We start from the raw sequence: 18,047 nt of genomic DNA, 5'->3' as shown, positions 1-18,047 counted from the left end.
TGCTTAACGGTTGGCAATCGGTACCACTTTGCGCGGTGCAACGCCCACATAATCGGCACTCGGGCGGATGATGCGGTTGTTAGAGCGTTGCTCCATCACGTGCGCCGCCCAGCCTGTGACGCGTGAACACACGAAGATTGGCGTAAACAACTTAGTCGGAATATCCATGTAGTGGTAAGCACTGGCGTGGAAAAAATCTGCATTACAGAAGAGTTTTTTCTGTTCCCACATCAGGGCTTCGCAGGCAACTGATACGCGGTATAGGCGGTCGTCACCGTTGGCAGCCGCCAGTTTTTCTGACCATTCTTTGATGATGGCGTTACGTGGATCGCTGTCGCGGTAAATCGCGTGACCGAAGCCCATGATCTTATCTTTACGCTCGAGTTTGCCCATTAAGATGTCGCGCGCATCGGCTTCATCTTTCATGTCTTGAATAAGTTCCATCGCCGCTTCGTTAGCGCCGCCATGCAGCGGACCGCGCAGTGAACCAATCGCCCCAGTGACGCATGAATGCATATCTGACAGGGTGGAAGCACATACGCGAGCGGTAAAGGTTGATGCGTTAAATTCATGTTCTGCATAAAGAATTAACGATACGTCCATCACTTTAGCATGCAGTGCCGACGGCGCTTTACCATGTAACAAGTGCAGGAAGTGTGCGCCAATTTGGTCGTCATCGGTTTCAGTGTCGATACGCACGCCATCGTGGCTAAAGCGATACCAGTAACAGATGATTGATGGGAACGCGGCGAGTAAACGGTCGGTAATTTCACTCTGTTCGGCAAAGCTGTGCTCGGCTTCTAAGTTGCCTAGCATAGAGCAGCCAGTACGCATTACATCCATAGGATGAGTGTCGGCTGGAATACGCTCCAATACTTCTTTTAATGCTTGCGGCAGACCGCGAAGGCCTTTGAGTTTGGTTTTGTAGGCATCAAGTTGGGCTTGAGTGGGCAGCTCGCCATAAAGAATAAGGTAGGCGACTTCTTCGAAGGTGGCATTTTCACCGAGATCTTTCACATCATAACCGCGGTATGTGAGGCCCGAGCCTGATACGCCCACTGTGCTTAATGCGGTTTCGCCTGCGCTCTGGCCACGTAATCCTGCACCGCTTAGTTTTTTAGCTTCTGACATAATCCTTCCCTTCCGTTAACTCTGTATGATTATTGCTGGTGGATGAATACGCTTATTTCAGAGCACTCATTCGCCGACATTTATTGGTTAAGGCTGCACTTTTTTAACTTGTTTAACGCTAAATCTGCTTTAACGCCAAACCCTGTAGGGTTGCAGCTTTTCGGTTATTTATCTTGGCTGAACAGTTGATCTAACTTGTCTTCAAAGGCGTGGTAGCCCAAGTATTTATACAAGTCTTTACGGGTCTGCATAGTGCCTAGCACATTGCGTTGATGACCGTCATTCATCAGCGCTTGCATGACGTTCAGTGCGGCTTGGTTGGCTGCACGGAAAGTACCGAGTGGGTAGAGCACCATGTCGGCACCCGCCTCGGCGAGTTCTTCTTTATTGAACAATTGGGTTTGACCAAATTCAGTCATGTTGGCCAAAATCGGTGCTTTAACTTGAGCCTTGAAGTGGCGATATTGGTCTAGCTCAGTTAAGGCTTCGGCGAAGATCATGTCGGCGCCGGCGGCAATATACGCTTGCGCACGTTCAATACCCGCTTCTAAACCTTCCACGGCGACTGCATCGGTACGCGCCATGATCACAAAGTTAGGATCGGTACGGGCATCGACGGCCGCTTTAATGCGATCGACCATTTCTTCAATGCTCACAACTGCTTTGTTGGGTCTGTGGCCGCAACGCTTTTGCGACACTTGGTCTTCCATGTGCACTGCAGCGACGCCGATTTTTTCGAATTCTTTGATGGTACGAGCAATATTGAATGCGCCGCCCCAGCCAGTATCGATATCGACCAATAAAGGCACCTGCGTGGCAGAGGTGATGCGGCCGGCATCAATCAGCACATCGTTCATTGAGGTCATGCCCAAGTCAGGCAAACCGTAGGAAGCATTGGCAACGCCAGCGCCCGAAAGATACAAGGCTTGGAAGCCTGTTTGTTCTGCCATTAAGGCAAAATAGGCATTGGTGGTGCCAACGATTTGTAACGGTTTGGCCTTAGCAAGAGCTTGGCGAAAACGTAATCCTGCGCTTTGGGTCATGGTGTTATCCTTTTCCATTTTATGGGAAGTGGGCATATTGAGCCGTAAGAACTTAGCTAATGTTGGCTAAGGTTTCTTTTGCGGCTGCATTGGCTTGCAATTCAATTAAGCGTAATTCGGTATTTTTACGCCCCTGTTCGATATGGCGGCGCATCAGCAAACTGGCCAACTCACCATCGCGCTGGGCAATGGCTTCGACTATGCGTCTGTGTTCGGCAATCGCTTTCACGGGGCGATTTTTATTAGTGCACTGGTAGCGATACATACGCAGCAAGTGATACAGGCCGCCGACTAAGGTTTCCTGCAGATGCTTGTTACCGCTGGCTTGAATAATTTGGTAGTGGAAGTCGACATCGCCTTCCTCTTGGAAGTAAGTATCGCCCTTGGCGAGCGCCGCTTCTTGCGTTGCGAGCAGATCTTCTAATTTGGCTAATTGTTCTGGGGTAATACGGCTGGCGGCGAGTTCACAGGCCATGCCTTCAAGCACGCTACGTAGTTGATATAAATCGTTAAGTTCACTCACTGTTAGCTGGGCGACGCGGGCACCAACATGGGGCGCCCGCACTACTAAACGTTGTCTTTCTAAGGTTTGCAGGGCTTCGCGTGTCGGGCCGCGGCTGATGCCGTATTTTTCGGCCAGTGCTTGCTCGTTAATCTTGCTGCCCGCAGGCAGTTCGCCCTTGATGATGCTGGTTTGGATCTGCACCAAAATTTGATCGGCTAATGTGGTCGACGTCTTATCTGCCGAGGTCGATTTGACCTTATGCAGGTGGGAAACATGTGTGTCATCAGAAACGAACGTCGTGTCTTGCTTCAACATAGAGCGCATCACTATTAATAGGATTGTCGACAATGGGTAAAAAATAGCCCTCCCTTGGTGGATTGTCAACAATGTGTTTACTTAGACGTAAGTCTATATTCCAATGGCTTTCTATTTTTGTTATTGATTTTTATCATTTTATTTTTATTATCTCGTTATTAATATTTTATGTTATGAATATTTAAATATTAAATTGTCAACAATAGCGTGGTTTTAACCTTCCAACCTCGTTGCGGATGTTGATGGTTTTGGGGTAAATCGTCCAAATGCATTTGGCATGTTTATCCTTCGCGTTATGCTATGGGCGGAATGAGACATTTGGGGATGACAGTGGAAAAAGTGTTAGTGAGCAGTTGTTTACTCGGACAAGCGGTGCGCTACGACGGTGGCCATAACTTGATGGAGAGCGAGCTGGTGCAAACGTGGCTCGAGCAAGGGCGGATTGTGGCAATTTGTCCCGAATGTGCAGGCGGTTTGCCAACACCTAGACCGCCAGCGGAGCGGATTGGACAGCGCATCTTAACTGCCCAAGGTGAGGATGTGACCCACGCTTTTAGTCTGGGAGCCGATCTCGCGCTTAAACTGGCGCAGCAACACGGGATTAAAGTGGCGATTTTAAAAGCCCGCAGTCCATCCTGTGGTAATAGGCAGATTTACGATGGTCAATTTGTAAAACAGTTAATTGCGGGACAAGGATTAACGGCTGAAAAACTCAGCGCCGCAGGGATAACGGTATTCAATGAATTTGAGTTATCTGATGCGGCGGCATTCGTTACAGAGCTAGAAGCTAGCAGTGTAAGACGTTAGCTAGCTTGAGTATGATTTTGGCGGGTGGCACTATCTGCCACATTTTGGTTGGTGTGGAGCAAAGCGTGAATTTGTTGATCTTTTTCCGCCCAAACTTGGTTTAACCAGCGTTGGAATTCGACGCGGTACTCAGACTCAGAGAAATAGCGTGTTGCATCAACCTGAGGTACTGGAAGGGCATTAATCCGTAAAATTATTTTGTTCACTTTGCCGTTCATCACCCCAAATAGAATATCTTCAGGTGCATCTGGGTAAACGATGGTCATGTCTAGTAGATTAGTAAATTGCTCGCCCATAGCCGAGAGAGTAAAAGCGATACCGCCTGCTTTAGGGCGCAGTAAATATTGATAAGGAGAATTCTGACGCTGGCGCTTATCTTGGGTAAAACGGCTACCTTCAACATAGTTGATAATTGAGGTAGGCATATTTCTAAACTTTTCACAGGCTCTGCGTGTGGTTGCTAAATCTTTGCCCTTAAGCTTTGGATTTTTTTTAAGTTTTGCGGGGCTAGTTCTGTTCATAAATGGCATATCCAGCGCCCAACATCCCAGCCCCATAATGGGTACATAAATGAGTTCTTTTTTAAGGAAGAACTTAAGCATCGGGATATGGTTACGTAACACGTAAGTTTGCGCGGCGATATCGAATCCACTGAGGTGGTTGCTGATCAGTAAATACCAGCTATTTTTATCGAGTCCTTCGAGCCCTTGCACATCCCACTCAATTTTAGCGATGAGATACAAAATGCCGCCGTTACAGCAGGCCCAAGCCCACATAAAACGATTCATGACGGTGGTCACGGCATTACGTGCCCTTTGCACTGGCATTACAATTTTCATCAATCCGCCAAGGCTAATAAGTGAACCCCAAACGGCAGTGTTGATTATCAGCAAACTCAGGCTGAGTATAAACAGCACTGGACCGGGGAGAAAATTCAACATATTGGTGTAACCCTTATTCTTTATCGACTTGGCCTGCGAGTTGGCTTATCACTTGATCCTTGGTGAGCCAGAGTTGATTCAACTGTTCCTGGAAGCTAATTTTAAAATCACGGTCATTCATATAATCGCCGCGCATGGCAGGATCAATATCAGACACGTTAATGTGTACTTTAACCTTTGGCACTTTGCCTGTCAGGTAGTCCCAGTAACTTGGAACATGGTCTGGGTAGTAGATTGCCACATCCACTAACTTGTGGATCTGTTCTCCCATGGCCGATAGCGCGAAGGCCATGCCGCCCGCTTTGGGTTTTAATAAATGTTGGAACTGTGAGTTTTGCTTTTTATGTTTGGCTTTGCTGAAGCGCGTGCCTTCGACAAAGTTCATCACACTGACAGGTTTTGCTTTGAATTTAGCGCAAGCTTTACGTGTGATTTCAATATCTTTACCCTTTAACTTCGGATTTTTTTTAAGCTGCGCAGTGCTATAACGGCGCATAAACGGAAAGTCCAGTGCCCACCAAGCAAGCCCAAGCACAGGCACAAAAATCAGCTCCTGCTTTAGGAAAAATTTAAGAAAGGGGATTTTGCGATTAAATATCCGCTGCAGGATCAGGATATCGACCCAAGACTGGTGGTTGGCAATCACCATATACCACTCTTTAGTGGAAAAGTCGGTGTCACCACTCAGTTCTATTTTAACGGGATGCAAGCAACGCTCAATCACGCCATTGACGCTAATCCAAGCGCTGGCACAGAAGTCGAGCACATAGCTAGTGGCTGTTCTGGTTGGGCCAAAAGGAATAATCTTGATAAAGCTAATCAAGACAATTGGAATAGCCCAAAAAAGCGTATTAATGACGTAGCCTAAGAATGCTATGCAGCCTTTTAACTGTGAAAACACCGTTCCCATCCGAGCCCCCTGACAAAAATTGGAGGCCTATGTTACTCGGTGTCAGCCTTTGGCTCAATCTTAGCCAGTGCTGGTCGGTGCATTTGTTAACATTTATTCGTTCAATATTGCTGAGATAAACGCGCAAGCAGCCTATCCATAGCGCGATATCCTAATGCTTGAGCCAAGTGACGTCTTTCAGTATTGGGTGACTGCTCTAGATCGGCAATCGTGCGGGCGACTCGTTGAATACGATGAAAGCTACGCACAGAAAGTCCAAGTTTGACGACGCTCTGCTCTAAAAAGATAAGGTCTGCATCAGTTAGACCGCTGAAAAGTTTAAGCTGTTTACCCGTAAGTTCACTGTTGAGCACTCCTGAGCGAGCCAGTTGAATATCCCTTGCGCGCCTAACTCGTTTCGCGACATCTTGGCTAGTTTCGCTCGGCGCCATGGCTTGGGTGAGTGTGCCTGCGGGTAGTTTTGGCACTTCAATCGTGAGATCAAATCTATCGAGAAATGGGCCCGACAATCTTGCAAGATACCGCTGTACTTGATCTGGAGTGGCGCGGTTATTTGCATCAATATCACCGCTAGGGCTAGGATTCATGGCGGCGATTAATTGAAAACGGCTTAAAAAAGTGAGTTTAGCGGCGGCGCGGGAAATGACTACTTCGCCTGTTTCCATAGGCTCACGTAGGCAGTCGAGCACTTTACGTGGAAATTCAGCAACTTCATCTAAAAATAAGACGCCACGGTGTGCGAGGGAGATTTCACCGGGTTTTGGAATACTTCCGCCACCCACGAGGGATATTGATGAACTTGTGTGGTGTGGTGCTCTAAAGGGGCGTTTTAAAAAATCTTGTGGCTTGATGTCGAGTCCTGCAACGGAGTGAATAGCGGCAACTTCTAATGCTTCTTCATAACTTAAGGCAGGGAGTAGCGCCATCATGCGGCTGGCCAGCATGGTTTTTCCAGTTCCGGGCGGGCCCAGCATCAAAAGGTTATGATTACCTGCCGCCGCAATTTCCAGTGCTTGTTTGGCTTGATATTGTCCTATCACATCGCTTAAGCATTGGCTTGAATCATAGGATTGTTCTTCGCTTACCCATTCAAGATGAGTATCAAGTTCCGGTAGTGGTGCTTGACCTTGTAAAAATGCCGCGAGACTTTGTAAGTGCGATCCAAAAAATACCTTTTGATAGCCAACTAACTCGGCATCGTGACGATTTTCCAATGGCAAAATTAAAGTATTGTCTTGGCGTTTTGCTGCAATAATTGCAGGTAGCAGCCCTTGGCAATAACGAATCTGTCCAGAAAGCGCCAGTTCACCCACAAATTCTAAATTTTTTAAACTGTTAGCTGGGATTTGTTCGGATGCCGCGAGTATGCCCACAGCGATAGGTAAATCGTAGCGCCCCCCTTGTTTCGGCAAATCTGCCGGCGCGAGATTGACAGTAATTCTGCGCATTGGGAATTCAAAACCTGCGTTGATCAGTGCGCTACGTACTCGTTCACGGGCTTCCTTTACCGAGGCTTCAGGTAATCCCACTAGATTAAATGCAGGTAACCCATTACTAAGATGTACTTCAACCGTGACTTTTGGGGCTTCAACCCCGCAACTGGCTCGAGTGTTAACGCAGGCAATTGCCATAAACAAGTCCTTTTGTTGATCTTTTTACGCAGAATTTGAGTGTAGCAGTAAATGGTAAGATGGCTTGTTATCAGTTCTGTATACAGAGGTCATTAAGCGATTACATCTTTTAGCACTAGGCCAAAAACCAACACATTATGGTTTTTGGCCCATGAATACTTACTTGATAACACCACAAGCCATACGTGCACCACCGCCGCCAAGAGGTGCTGGATGATCAGAATGATTATCTCCACCAACATGGACCATCAAAGATTTACCTTTAACATCATTGACCTTCAGGCGAGGAGCTAGTACAGCAGTTGTGGCCTTGCCATGTTCATCGACGTATAAAGGCGGTAAATCGCCCTTATGATTATCGGTTGACCATGGCGTTCCATGTTTACCCGTATTGTCTGGATCATAATGTCCACCCGCACCTCCGCCTAAGACTGTTTTTCCATCCTTAGTTACTGGCTCGCAATTGCCAGTTTGGTGTACATGAAAACCATGTACACCTGGCGTTAAAGATGACAGGTTTGGGGTGAGAACAAGACCAAATTCGGAGTCATTTAGGCTAATAGTGCCAATTGGAGTATTACCCTCTGCATTCAACAACTCCATGGTTACTTGGGACTCTTGTGCAAACGCGGTACCACTCAGTAACAAGATTGAGAGCGAGGCTAAGTGTAATTTGTTCATTTTATCGTGCTCCTTTTAATAAAATTAGCCTTAACCATACAGAATGGCTGCTTATTTTTCAACCAAGGCGGTGTTGATTGGGTTAGTGTGCTGCAGCAATTAGCGGAAGGAGTTTCCTATCGTCTTAGTTTTTGTTCGTCTTATCAGCAAAACGCTACTCCAGCTTTGCAGAACCTATGACAGCCTTGCAATTTATTATATTTGATGATGGCAAATAGTTGATAGAAATGATAAAAAGCAAACATTGGAGTCGTGAGGTAAATATGGATATGTTGTTAGCAGAAAATTCCCCCATTCGTCGGCAGTTGTTAGAGCAAAAGCTGGCGCAGTTTAAAGACCCGCATCTTGCCCATACGCTCTCGGCGTTTATTCGCAGTAGTGTCGATCTCTATCCCTGTGCAATCGAACACTATGCCAAGTTAGGTAACAGCCGGCTGGGTGGATTACCGGATTTGCCTGTCGGCATGGATTATCCGGTGACTTTGGTTGGACGGGAGGAGATGCTGGATGCTTACGCTGAGGAATTCGACCATACTCGCGAGTATATCGAGGAGCATTGGCGGGAAGATTGGGCTGAAGAGAATTACCATTGGGACGAGGCTGCGCAAGCCTTTCACGTTCCCATGCAATTTATCGCGCAGCTTAATTGTAGTGAACTGAAAGCGTTACAACCCTACTTGCCCAGAGAGGGCCGATTGTTGTTCTTTTTGGAGCGTTGGCGTTTCTCGGAAATGCTTCGCGGTCACGTCTATTATGTCGCTGAGGATCAGCAACTTTACTCTGGAAAATGTATTGCCGATCTTAAGTTCGACGATTCTGTATGTGGAAACTATGAGTATGAGACAGCTTATCAACTCCACGGGATTGCCAGCATTAAGATGATTGCCCCTGACATGATTAATAGTGACAACCCGCATTTATTAAAGTTAGCCAAGGCACGTTTACAAGCGCTACCTGAACAGCAGCAAGCTATGGTGCTACAAACCCTTGAGGTTGTGGATGACGAATTGGCATCTGAGTGGCAAGATCAGCTCAAGGGCTATGAGCTGATGCAAATGAATATGCAGGGGTTAATCCCCGGTCAGATTCTCACTCAACCGCAATGGGCTGCATTGCCCGGGTGGCGGTCATCCAACTTGCAGGCATTGCTCGTCCCCGAGCAGCCGCTGCCGTATTACGATGGTATCGCCAGCATTAATGGCCATGGAGATAGCCGCTATAAAGCCCCGGAACTCCACGCCGCGGCTGAGTTAGGCGGCAATGCCGAAGATTATCTGGTGCTGCTCAAAGTTGTCTATAGTGAGCATTCTATGCGGTTGAATTTTATTATCCACCGGGACGATCTCGCGTTGGGTCAATTTGAGCGCATTTACTGCATATATGATTAGGGCGTGTTGACGTTTCAGGGGTATTTTTGCAGCGAGTTGGCTGGCTTTTATGCAAGGTAAAGCCCGTGCGGTGTAGTTATTCTACATAAACGGGCGATAACGAAGCAAAAACGCCAGCCAAACGCTGCCCGAAGGGTTCGTCTGGCAAGCTCTTGCTCTTTGTCACTCGTCATTTGAGTAGAATAACTACACGTCACTCCTCGTTTCGCGATCACGAGCTTGCCAGAGCGAACAAAATTTAATCTCGAAACGTCAACACGCCCTATGAGTTCACGATAAAAAAGAGTTACCCTCTTATTAAGCGTAACTCTTTTTTGTTCAGTCACTTATGATTGAATAATGGCTAATTCAACGATTCAATTAGAAGCGTACATTCATACTAACCCAGAGATTACGGGCTTTATCTTTGTTGTTATAGTCATCAACGTAGGATGCTGTGTACCCGTTTTGGCCATTATCGTCAGAAACACAAGTTGCGCTAGTATCGCTACATTCGGTAAAGACAATATCGTATGTTGTAAAATCTTTATCAAACAAGTTGTTGATTCGCATATTAAAGGTGACAAACTCACTTGCCTGATAAGAACCGCCGAGGTGGAATACGTTGTAGCCTTTGTAATAGAGTGGGGCATCATTAATCGTATCCCAAGAACGATAGCGTTTGGCGCGATATTCTGAGGTCAAAAATACATTAACTGAATCGGTTATCTCCCATTTTAAGGTCGCATTTGCCATATGCTTAGCGCTGTTGCCAAGTGGCCGACCTTGCTCTGCTCCGCTTTTTTGCTCGCTATCAGTGTAGGTATAGTTAGCATTAAAGGTTAAGGCATCAAGGATTTCCCAACGTCCGGCTAGCTCAGCCCCTTGAATAGTCACCTTGTCAATATTCACTGTCTTGGTGCTAACCGCATAGCCCAAATCAGCATATTCACCCGCATCGGAACATTCGATACTTGTACCTGTACCACAAGGTTGTGAAGCAATCTTATCGTCAAAATCGTTTTTAAAGACGGTTACGTTGAAGTTATGGCCATCAGGATGTGACCAGTATAAAGCCACTTCACTAGAGACACTGGTTTCCGCTTCCAGATCTGGGTTACCAAACTGTGGTGAGGTTCCTTGGCCACCAAAACCAACGACACCATCATATAATTGCGTGGTTTTAGGTGTTTTAAAACCAGTGCTCACTCCACCTTTTACAGTCCACTCATTATTAATGGTGTAAACGCCATATAGACGTGGACTGAGTTGGTTGCCAAATATTTCATGGTCATCATGGCGTAAACCCGCAGTAACAGATAAATCAGAGGTCATGCTCCAGGTATCTTCAGCAAAAACAGACCACATATTGTGTTCTTGTACTGCGCCTGGCGTACCTTCTTCCATACCAAATACACCGTCTTTTAATTCTCCTCGTATCACCTGCGCACCTGTTACCGCGACATGATTGCCAGCAGCTTCAAATGGAATGTCGAGTTTCATATCCAGTGTATATTGGTTGCTTGCCATTTCACGTTTAGGTCTAGGCAGGAAGGTCGATGAGACAATTGCTTTACGCTCTGCTTCTGTCATACCTGTGTAGGCCCCTTTACCATCAATCATTTGCAGTAACAATGTCCGTTCAGCAGTGGTAAATGGGAGTGTACGGCCATGGTTTTGCGTGTCGACATATGACAGTGAAACGAAACTTGTTCCAAAATCCCAAGCTCCTTCGTGGGTTAATGCCCAAGCATCACGGGTAAATTTTTGAGTTTCGCTATAACCAACTCTTGGATTAGAACGTCTTGCCCATTCTCCACCACTGGCAAGGCAGGCGGCCTCACGGGAACCTACACCACCTTTACAGAAATTACTTGCTACCCAAAGGCTTTCTAGATTATCAACTGTGCCAAGAGGATACTCGCGTACACCGTCCGCATTGATTAATGGCGTGTTGTCGTATTCCTGTGAGGATGAATCTAAGTCAAACCAAATTTTATGATGTTCATTGGGTGTCCAACTTAGGCTCCCACCGAGCATATGGTTTTCATTATCAACAGTCTTGCCTCCGCCTCCAAAACCGAGTGAGCGGGTACGCACTTCTCCATTCGGATAATTGACGGGAGCATACTCAGGTGTTGACCCCATACGATCATAAATACTGCCATGGACAGAGAGTCCAAGGACGCCTTTAATGAGCGGCCCCATTACGCTGAAATCGGTAGTGATATCTTCGCCATAGGCATCATTTGTTTGATTAGTGCGACTGTGAGTGACCGAGCCTGACCATTCGTCCCCCACTTTTTTCGTGATGATATTCACCACGCCCCCTAGCGCATCGGCGCCGTATAGTGTTGATGCAGGTCCACGAATAACTTCAATTCGGTCAATTGCATCGAGTGGTGGCACATGGCCAAATTGGTTGCCGCCAAAACTGTTTGGATAAATATCACCATGGTTGTTCTGACGCTTACCATCGACGAGGATCAGGGTATAGTCAGATCCCATACCGCGTAGGCTGATGGTTCCTTGTCCTGTTTTATCACGGGTTTCACCAATATCAACCCCTTCCAAGTCACGTACTGCATCTAGGAGAGTGGTATAAGGTTTTATCATCAAATCTTCTTGGGTGATAACAGAAATACTGGCTGGTGCATCAACTAATTTCTGTTCATATCCAGAGGCGGTAACAACGATAACTTCCATTTTTCTGTCTGGGGCCTCTTCAGCTTGGACGAAATTACCAGCAAAAACAGCGGTAATGGCAGCGGCCAAGCAAGTTTGACGAAATAACATAAACCTCTCCTGTTTAGTAAACTTAATTCACAAATGTAACTTACAAATAATTTTGCGAATGATAATGATTAACATTAGCAAGATCAATCAAAAGTTGAATTCCACAGAAATAACATTTATGTTTTTTGAAATTGCTCCTGATCTACTGGGAAGTATCGCTAGAGATGAACGGCTGACTACAAAGGGATACAGTTAGCGCAGATGGCTAACCTACACAGGTTAAGAATGAGTATTAGAATGTATTACGAAGAGATAAATACGTTAGGTAACAAGCTAATATAAAGTACAGATAGCAAAACACCGGAGTGGCTCCGGTGTTTTTAGTTAACACAATTTATGGCTTAGACTAAAGATTGCATACTTGCTTGGTTTACTAAGTAACCCATATAACCTAGATAGCTCAGCAACAAAACTGCGCCTTCTCTACGGCCGATGCGTAAACCTGTCCAAGCGAAGGGCAGTATTACTACGGCTAAAGCTAACATTACGGTAAAGTCGAAGGATTGAAAACCCAGAGCCGATACTGGGTGAACTATGGCGGTGACACCTAAAATACCTAAGATATTAAAAAGGTTAGAGCCTACGACATTACCAATAGCAATATCACTTTCACCTTTTAGTGCTGCTAAAACAGAGGTAACTAATTCCGGCATACTGGTGCCAATCGCGACAATCGTTAAGCCGATAATCACTTCACTCACGCCGAAGGTTTTAGCCAGATCAACGGCGCCATTCACAAATAAAATTCCACCACCGACTAACATACTGATGCCCACTAAAATAAATAAAATTGATAACAGTGGGTTTTTAGGGCCTTCTTCAATGGCCTCGGCATCGGCATCCTTAGTGTTTTTTGAACTGATGTAACTAAACACTAAATAGCCTACCAACAGTGAAAGTAGCACTACACCGTCAATGAGGTTGAGTTCACCGTCTAGTAATAATCCCCAAAACAACATAGAGGCTAAGATCATCAGGGGAATATCCCGTTTTACAATTTGGGATTGTACTTGGATGGGGCGGATCAGCGCGGTGATCGCTAAAATCAAACCAATGTTGGCAATGTTTGATCCTATGACATTACCTAGGGCTATGCCGCTGTTACCTGCTAATGCGGATTTAACACTGACCGCTAACTCTGGCGCACTTGTACCAAAAGCAACGATAGTTAAGCCAATAATTAACGGCGTAATACCTAAACGCAGGGCAATTGAACTTGCACCGCGAACTAGGGCTTCTGCGCCTAAGGTTAAAATAATAAAACCACCAATAATTGAAAGTGCAATGAGCATTTTTAGACTCTGTTTGATCTTGATTAAGTGAATTAATTGAGGTGTGGACACCTTAACCGACAGCCATACATGATACGTGGTTTTAACACTGTTTGACAGAATATGTCATAAAAAAGCACGCTCCATCGCGTGCTTTGATTTAGTGATAAAAAAAGTTTTCTATATCACTGTTTTGGAAAGTTATTTAATAGAAATCTCATCTTCCCAACATATTTTAGCGCCTCTAATGCCATCGACTCGTTCGCTAAAGGCTTTTTCAAGCACATGACGTTTGATTTTGAGGGTAGGGGTGAGTACATCATTCTCAATTGTCCAAGGATCACTGACCACGATAATTGCATCGACATGTTCATGGGACTCTAAGTGTGGGTTAACACTGTCGAGTGTTGCTTTCAGTGAGGCTCTCACTTCTTCACGGGCTTGTAGGCTTGCCCCTTCTGATAGTTGTACCAGTGCGACAGGATGTGGCAAACCAGAGCCAATAACGCAAATCAGTTCTACATAGGGATCCTGAGCTAATTTACGTTCAATAGGAACTGGCGCGACATATTTACCTTTGGCGGTTTTAAAATTGTCTTTAACACGACCAGTAATAGTCACGCAGCCATCGGCATCGATGGCACATAAATCGCCAGTATGGAAAAAACCATCGGCATCGAAGGCTGCCGCAGTCGCTTCGGGTTGTAAATAATAGGCGGTCATTAAACCGGGGCTTTTGATCAGTAACTCGCCATCGTCCCCTTGGCGTATTAAGCAATCCTGTATTGGACGTCCAACAGTACCAATTTTACGGGCATCAAAGGGATAGTTGATAATCGAATAGGCGCAGTTTTCCGTCATTCCCCAAGCCTCACAAATATTGAGGCCAATATTGTGATACCAGTGGATCAATGATGGTGGAATAGGCGCAGATCCTGAGCCGAGCAGGCGACAATGGTTTAAACCTAATCCCTTGTGAATTTTGTATTTTACAAAACTGCTAAGTAGCGGAATTTTAAGTAATAGATTGAGTTTGCTTAGGCCAATTTTATCGATGATATTTTTCTGGAATAAGCTCCATAAACGAGGTACGGAGAAAAAGACTGTAGGTTTAGCCCGTTGCACATCGGCGACAAAGGAGTCGAGGCTTTCGACAAAAGCAACGGAGCTACCCGAATAAAAGGATGAGCCTTCAATCGCAACGCGTTCAGTGATATGGGCTAATGGCAGATAGGATAAGAGTCTATCATCACCATCGGTGCGTAAGTCACGTACAACGGCTTTACAGGTCCAGCCGTAGCTAGCAAAGGTCTGAATGGCACCTTTAGGCTGCCCTGTCGAACCTGAGGTGTAGATCAATGTCATCACTTGATCTAGCTTAGGTAGGGGAGCTTCAATTAAAGGATGACCTAGATTTAGCAATTGTTCCCATTGATATTGGGCGGGCATAGTGTCGTAGGGCATTGCTAGGCGTAATAATTCTCCGCCAACCCCAGCTTCTTGATCGGCCCAATGATCGAGCTTACCGACAAAAATGGCTTTAGCTCCACTGTGTTGTAGTACATAACGTATGGTATCAGGGTTGGCGGTCGGGTAAATTGGCACGCTGATATAGCCGCCGTGCATCAAGGCGAGATCGGTGATAAACCACTCTGCACAGTTTTTAGATAAGACGGCAATTTTATCGCCAGACTCAAATCCTAAGTGACGTAGCGCACCCGCTAATTGCTGCACTTTCTCTTGCACTTCACCCCACGTAAAATCAAGGTATTGTCCCTTGATTGGTTGGCGCAAATAGACTTCATCCCCACGAGCTTTAGCCCAGTGTGCCAGCATTTCGATTGGTGTCTTAATCGCAGTATCCATAGGCAATTCCCTGTTCTTTATTGTTATTTTTACCCCATCACTTTAAGTATCAGTATGGCGAGTTTTGTGATGCTGCGCAAATAGTTTACAAGATTGCAAATTTTTTAAATGTAGGATGAAATCTATAAGTGAAGTATGAAATAAAGATGAAGTTAGGGAGAGGTCGGAGCTGATGATGTGGGTCAAAAGAGCAACAAAAAAGCGCAGTAGCGCTTTTGTTTAGTAAGACAGGCTCGGGCTTACAGCTCCATCACGCCGTCCATTTCAACCTGTGAATCCTTAGGCAGCTGCTTTACACCAATTGCGGCGCGAGCAGGATAAGGTTGGCTGAAGTAGCGACTCATGATTTCATTCACTTTAGCGAAGTGGCTTAAATCAGTCAGGAAGATATTGAGCTTAACGATATCGTTAATTGACCCACCTGCTGCGTTGCAGACGGCCGTTAAGTTTTCAAATACTTGTACAACCTGGGCCTCAAAATCATCACTGACAATTTGCATTGTGCTTGGCACGAGTGGGATCTGGCCTGATAAATACACTGTACTACCGACTTTAACGGCCTGCGAATAGGTGCCGATGGCCGCAGGGGCATTGTCGGTCGCTATAATGATTTTTTCTGCCATGACGTTCTCTCTAATATTGAATGAATTAACGATTACGGGATGTACGTAACACTTCAGGAAGTACTCGGATACGGCGCATCACGTTGGCTAAATGGATCCTGTCCTTCACCGAAATACGCAGGTTAATCAGATACACGCGGCCATCACGTTCTTCAGTGCTGAGGTTATGAATGTTAGAACCTTCGGCGGCAATGATCGAGGTGATTTTTGCCAATGCGCCTTGGTGATTGACGATCTCAACTCGCAGATTTGCTTGATATTCAACGCCTTCAACATTATCCCATTGTACAGGAATGTATTTATCAGGCTCACCTTGGTAACCTCGAATGTTGGCGCAGTTTTCCATATGCACCACTAAGCCTTTACCTGGACTCACGTGGGCGATAACGGCATCGCCAGGAATGGGGCGACAGCAGTTTGCAAAGGTGACTAGCATACCTTCGGCGCCACGGATTGGCATCAAGTGCGCATCGCGGCTCTCTTGATTTTCAAGGTTATCGCCAATTAGACGTTGGGCGATAACGATGCTCATCGCATTACCAAGACCGATATCGGCGAGTAAGGCGTTAAGGTTAGCGTGCTTAGTATCACGCACCACTTTTTCAATTTGCTCTGGTGGAATACTGTCGAGCTTAGTTTTGCCCAGCGCATGGTTTAGCAAACGGCGACCCAGTGCGATCGCATCGTCACCTTTAAGGCTTTTAAGCACTTGGCGAATTTTGGCTCGGGCTTTACCTGTAACTACAAAGTTAAGCCAAGCCGCATTCGGACGAGCACCTTTAGCCGTAATAATTTCAACGGTTTGACCTGAAATTAATGGCTGACTGAGCGGGTAAGCTTGGCGATTCACGCGGGCACCTACGCAAGTATTACCGACATCAGTGTGGACTTCGTAGGCAAAATCGACCGCGGTGGCATTGACGGGTAATTCCAAAATGCGACCTTCGGGGGTGAACACATAAATCTCTTCGGGGAAGAGTTCTGTTTTCACGTTCTCAACGAATTCGAATGAGGTACTGGCACTTTGTTGTAATTCCAACAAACTTTGCATCCACTTGCGGGCGCGTACTTGGGTGGTTGTACCTTGACCTGCTTCAGCACCACCTTTGTAGGCCCAGTGTGCAGCGACCCCTTTGTCTGCCATTTGATCCATATCTTCGGTACGAATTTGAATTTCAACGGGGACGCCGTGTGGGCCAAACAAGGAGGTATGGAGTGACTGATAACCGTTGGCTTTAGGGATAGCGATATAATCTTTGAAACGACCGGGACGAGGCTTGTAAAGGCCATGCATGGCGCCGAGTACGCGGTAGCAAGTGTCGATGGAATCGACTATCACCCTGAAGGCGTAGATATCCATGACTTCTTGGAATTGCAGCTCTTTACTCTGCATCTTGTTATAGATGGAATAAAGATTTTTTTCTCGACCTTTCACTTTGCCCGGAATACCTGCATCGTTTAAGCGGGTATATACAGCGGCTTCAATGCCCTGAATTAATTCTTTACGATTGCCACGGGCGGCTTTAACCACTTCTTTAAGCACCCGATATCGCATTGGATAATAAGCTTGAAAACCTAAGTCTTCTAACTCGGTTTTGATATTGTGGATACCAAGACGATTGGCGATGGGCGCGTAGATTTCTAAGGTTTCGCGGGCGATACGGCGACGTTTGTCTGGACGTAGTGCGCCTAAGGTACGCATATTGTGGGTGCGATCGGCAAGCTTGATGAGGATAACGCGGATATCCTGCGTCATCGCCATCATCATTTTACGAAAGTTTTCGGCTTGCGCTTCTTTCTTATCGCGAAATTTAAGTTTATCGAGTTTTGACACACCTTCGACCAGCTCTGCCACAGACTCACCAAAGCGCTCTGCCAAGTCTTCTTTGGTGACATGCGTATCTTCGATAGTGTCGTGGAGCAGAGCCGCCATCAGCGTCTCGTGGTCGAGACGCATTTCGGCAAGGATGCGAGCAACCGCAACCGGGTGAGTAATATAAGGTTCGCCGCTAGTGCGCATTTGCCCTTCATGGGCATCACGCGCAATCTGGTACGCCTGCTTGAGTAATTCTACCTGTTCAGGTTCTAAGTAACCGGAAGCAGACTCCTTTAGACCTTCAAACAGATACAAGTGGCAGCTCTCCTTTTACCTACACAGGT

Annotated in this window: 14 protein-coding genes; 2 read left to right on the top strand and 12 right to left on the bottom strand. The window is 46.2% G+C overall.

What is annotated here, in order from left to right:
- Positions 1 to 3: 3 nt before the first annotated feature.
- The 3 genes from prpC to JEZ96_RS17725 all read right to left on the bottom strand — a co-directional run bounded on the left by prpC (position 4) and on the right by JEZ96_RS17725 (position 2,994).
- The gene (prpC, locus tag JEZ96_RS17735; RefSeq protein WP_011791018.1) at positions 4 to 1,131 is read right to left on the bottom strand and encodes a bifunctional 2-methylcitrate synthase/citrate synthase; all 1,128 of its coding nucleotides are present in this window, start codon (positions 1,129 to 1,131) and stop codon (positions 4 to 6) included.
- A gap of 164 nt (positions 1,132 to 1,295) precedes the next feature.
- Positions 1,296 to 2,174: a methylisocitrate lyase gene (gene prpB, locus JEZ96_RS17730; RefSeq protein WP_025008187.1), complete on the bottom strand. Its 879-nt coding sequence runs from the start codon at positions 2,172 to 2,174 to the stop codon at positions 1,296 to 1,298.
- A gap of 52 nt (positions 2,175 to 2,226) precedes the next feature.
- Positions 2,227 to 2,994, bottom strand: a complete 768-nt coding sequence (locus JEZ96_RS17725) for a GntR family transcriptional regulator (RefSeq protein WP_011791017.1) — start codon at positions 2,992 to 2,994, stop codon at positions 2,227 to 2,229.
- A 330-nt stretch (positions 2,995 to 3,324) separates the two neighbouring features.
- Here JEZ96_RS17725 and JEZ96_RS17720 point away from each other — a divergent pair, with 330 nt between their 5' ends.
- Complete coding sequence (locus JEZ96_RS17720; protein WP_025008186.1) at positions 3,325 to 3,801, top strand: DUF523 domain-containing protein; 477 nt, start codon at positions 3,325 to 3,327, stop codon at positions 3,799 to 3,801.
- On the opposite strand, the gene JEZ96_RS17715 is transcribed toward JEZ96_RS17720, so the two are convergent.
- From JEZ96_RS17715 to sodC, 4 genes are all read right to left on the bottom strand, one after another.
- The gene (locus JEZ96_RS17715; RefSeq protein WP_061782994.1) at positions 3,798 to 4,742 is read right to left on the bottom strand and encodes an acyltransferase; all 945 of its coding nucleotides are present in this window, start codon (positions 4,740 to 4,742) and stop codon (positions 3,798 to 3,800) included. The genes JEZ96_RS17720 and JEZ96_RS17715 overlap by 4 nt on opposite strands.
- 13 nt (positions 4,743 to 4,755) lie before the next feature.
- The gene (locus tag JEZ96_RS17710) at positions 4,756 to 5,652 is read right to left on the bottom strand and encodes an acyltransferase (RefSeq protein WP_011791014.1); all 897 of its coding nucleotides are present in this window, start codon (positions 5,650 to 5,652) and stop codon (positions 4,756 to 4,758) included.
- Between the two features lie 101 nt (positions 5,653 to 5,753).
- Complete coding sequence (locus tag JEZ96_RS17705) at positions 5,754 to 7,283, bottom strand: YifB family Mg chelatase-like AAA ATPase (RefSeq protein ID WP_011920159.1); 1,530 nt, start codon at positions 7,281 to 7,283, stop codon at positions 5,754 to 5,756.
- A gap of 159 nt (positions 7,284 to 7,442) precedes the next feature.
- On the bottom strand, positions 7,443 to 7,964 hold the full coding sequence (gene sodC / locus JEZ96_RS17700) for a superoxide dismutase family protein (protein WP_011920158.1): 522 nt from the start codon (positions 7,962 to 7,964) through the stop codon (positions 7,443 to 7,445).
- A 263-nt stretch (positions 7,965 to 8,227) separates the two neighbouring features.
- On the opposite strand from sodC, the gene JEZ96_RS17695 reads away from it, so the two are divergent.
- A complete protein-coding gene (locus JEZ96_RS17695) occupies positions 8,228 to 9,352 on the top strand; it encodes a DUF1963 domain-containing protein (RefSeq protein WP_011920157.1) in 1,125 nt (374 codons plus the stop codon).
- Between the two features lie 360 nt (positions 9,353 to 9,712).
- Here JEZ96_RS17695 and JEZ96_RS17690 read toward each other — a convergent pair whose 3' ends face one another.
- The 5 genes from JEZ96_RS17690 to spoT all read right to left on the bottom strand — a co-directional run bounded on the left by JEZ96_RS17690 (position 9,713) and on the right by spoT (position 18,018).
- On the bottom strand, positions 9,713 to 12,127 hold the full coding sequence (locus JEZ96_RS17690) for a TonB-dependent receptor domain-containing protein (protein WP_011791010.1): 2,415 nt from the start codon (positions 12,125 to 12,127) through the stop codon (positions 9,713 to 9,715).
- Between the two features lie 341 nt (positions 12,128 to 12,468).
- Positions 12,469 to 13,419: a calcium/sodium antiporter gene (locus JEZ96_RS17685; protein ID WP_025008185.1), complete on the bottom strand. Its 951-nt coding sequence runs from the start codon at positions 13,417 to 13,419 to the stop codon at positions 12,469 to 12,471.
- Positions 13,420 to 13,599: 180 nt separating this feature from the next.
- Complete coding sequence (locus tag JEZ96_RS17680) at positions 13,600 to 15,264, bottom strand: AMP-binding protein (protein ID WP_011791008.1); 1,665 nt, start codon at positions 15,262 to 15,264, stop codon at positions 13,600 to 13,602.
- Between the two features lie 239 nt (positions 15,265 to 15,503).
- Positions 15,504 to 15,887, bottom strand: coding sequence for a RidA family protein (locus tag JEZ96_RS17675; protein ID WP_011791007.1), 384 nt, complete (start codon positions 15,885 to 15,887; stop codon positions 15,504 to 15,506).
- Between the two features lie 25 nt (positions 15,888 to 15,912).
- The gene (gene spoT / locus JEZ96_RS17670) at positions 15,913 to 18,018 is read right to left on the bottom strand and encodes a bifunctional GTP diphosphokinase/guanosine-3',5'-bis pyrophosphate 3'-pyrophosphohydrolase (RefSeq protein WP_011791006.1); all 2,106 of its coding nucleotides are present in this window, start codon (positions 18,016 to 18,018) and stop codon (positions 15,913 to 15,915) included.
- Between the last annotated feature and the right edge of the window lie 29 nt (positions 18,019 to 18,047).

This window comes from Shewanella putrefaciens (assembly GCF_016406325.1).
GTDB classification, from domain to species: Bacteria; Pseudomonadota; Gammaproteobacteria; order Enterobacterales; family Shewanellaceae; genus Shewanella; species Shewanella putrefaciens.
The sequence above is the reverse complement of the archived record's forward strand: the minus strand, read 5'-3'. Positions and strand labels throughout refer to the sequence as shown.

Bases quoted from the DNA above. Each gene is read 5' to 3' on its own strand.
- prpC (WP_011791018.1), bottom strand. From the start codon at position 1,131: ATGTCAGAAGCTAAAAAACTAAGCGGTGCAGGATTACGTGGCCAGAGC.
- prpB (WP_025008187.1), bottom strand. From the start codon at position 2,174: ATGACCCAAAGCGCAGGATTACGTTTTCGCCAAGCTCTTGCTAAGGCC.
- JEZ96_RS17725 (WP_011791017.1), bottom strand. From the start codon at position 2,994: ATGTTGAAGCAAGACACGACGTTCGTTTCTGATGACACACATGTTTCC.
- JEZ96_RS17715 (WP_061782994.1), bottom strand. From the start codon at position 4,742: ATGTTGAATTTTCTCCCCGGTCCAGTGCTGTTTATACTCAGCCTGAGT.
- JEZ96_RS17710 (WP_011791014.1), bottom strand. From the start codon at position 5,652: ATGGGAACGGTGTTTTCACAGTTAAAAGGCTGCATAGCATTCTTAGGC.
- JEZ96_RS17705 (WP_011920159.1), bottom strand. From the start codon at position 7,283: ATGGCAATTGCCTGCGTTAACACTCGAGCCAGTTGCGGGGTTGAAGCC.
- sodC (WP_011920158.1), bottom strand. From the start codon at position 7,964: ATGAACAAATTACACTTAGCCTCGCTCTCAATCTTGTTACTGAGTGGT.
- JEZ96_RS17695 (WP_011920157.1), top strand. From the start codon at position 8,228: ATGGATATGTTGTTAGCAGAAAATTCCCCCATTCGTCGGCAGTTGTTA.
- JEZ96_RS17690 (WP_011791010.1), bottom strand. From the start codon at position 12,127: ATGTTATTTCGTCAAACTTGCTTGGCCGCTGCCATTACCGCTGTTTTT.
- JEZ96_RS17685 (WP_025008185.1), bottom strand. From the start codon at position 13,419: ATGCTCATTGCACTTTCAATTATTGGTGGTTTTATTATTTTAACCTTA.
- JEZ96_RS17680 (WP_011791008.1), bottom strand. From the start codon at position 15,264: ATGGATACTGCGATTAAGACACCAATCGAAATGCTGGCACACTGGGCT.
- JEZ96_RS17675 (WP_011791007.1), bottom strand. From the start codon at position 15,887: ATGGCAGAAAAAATCATTATAGCGACCGACAATGCCCCTGCGGCCATC.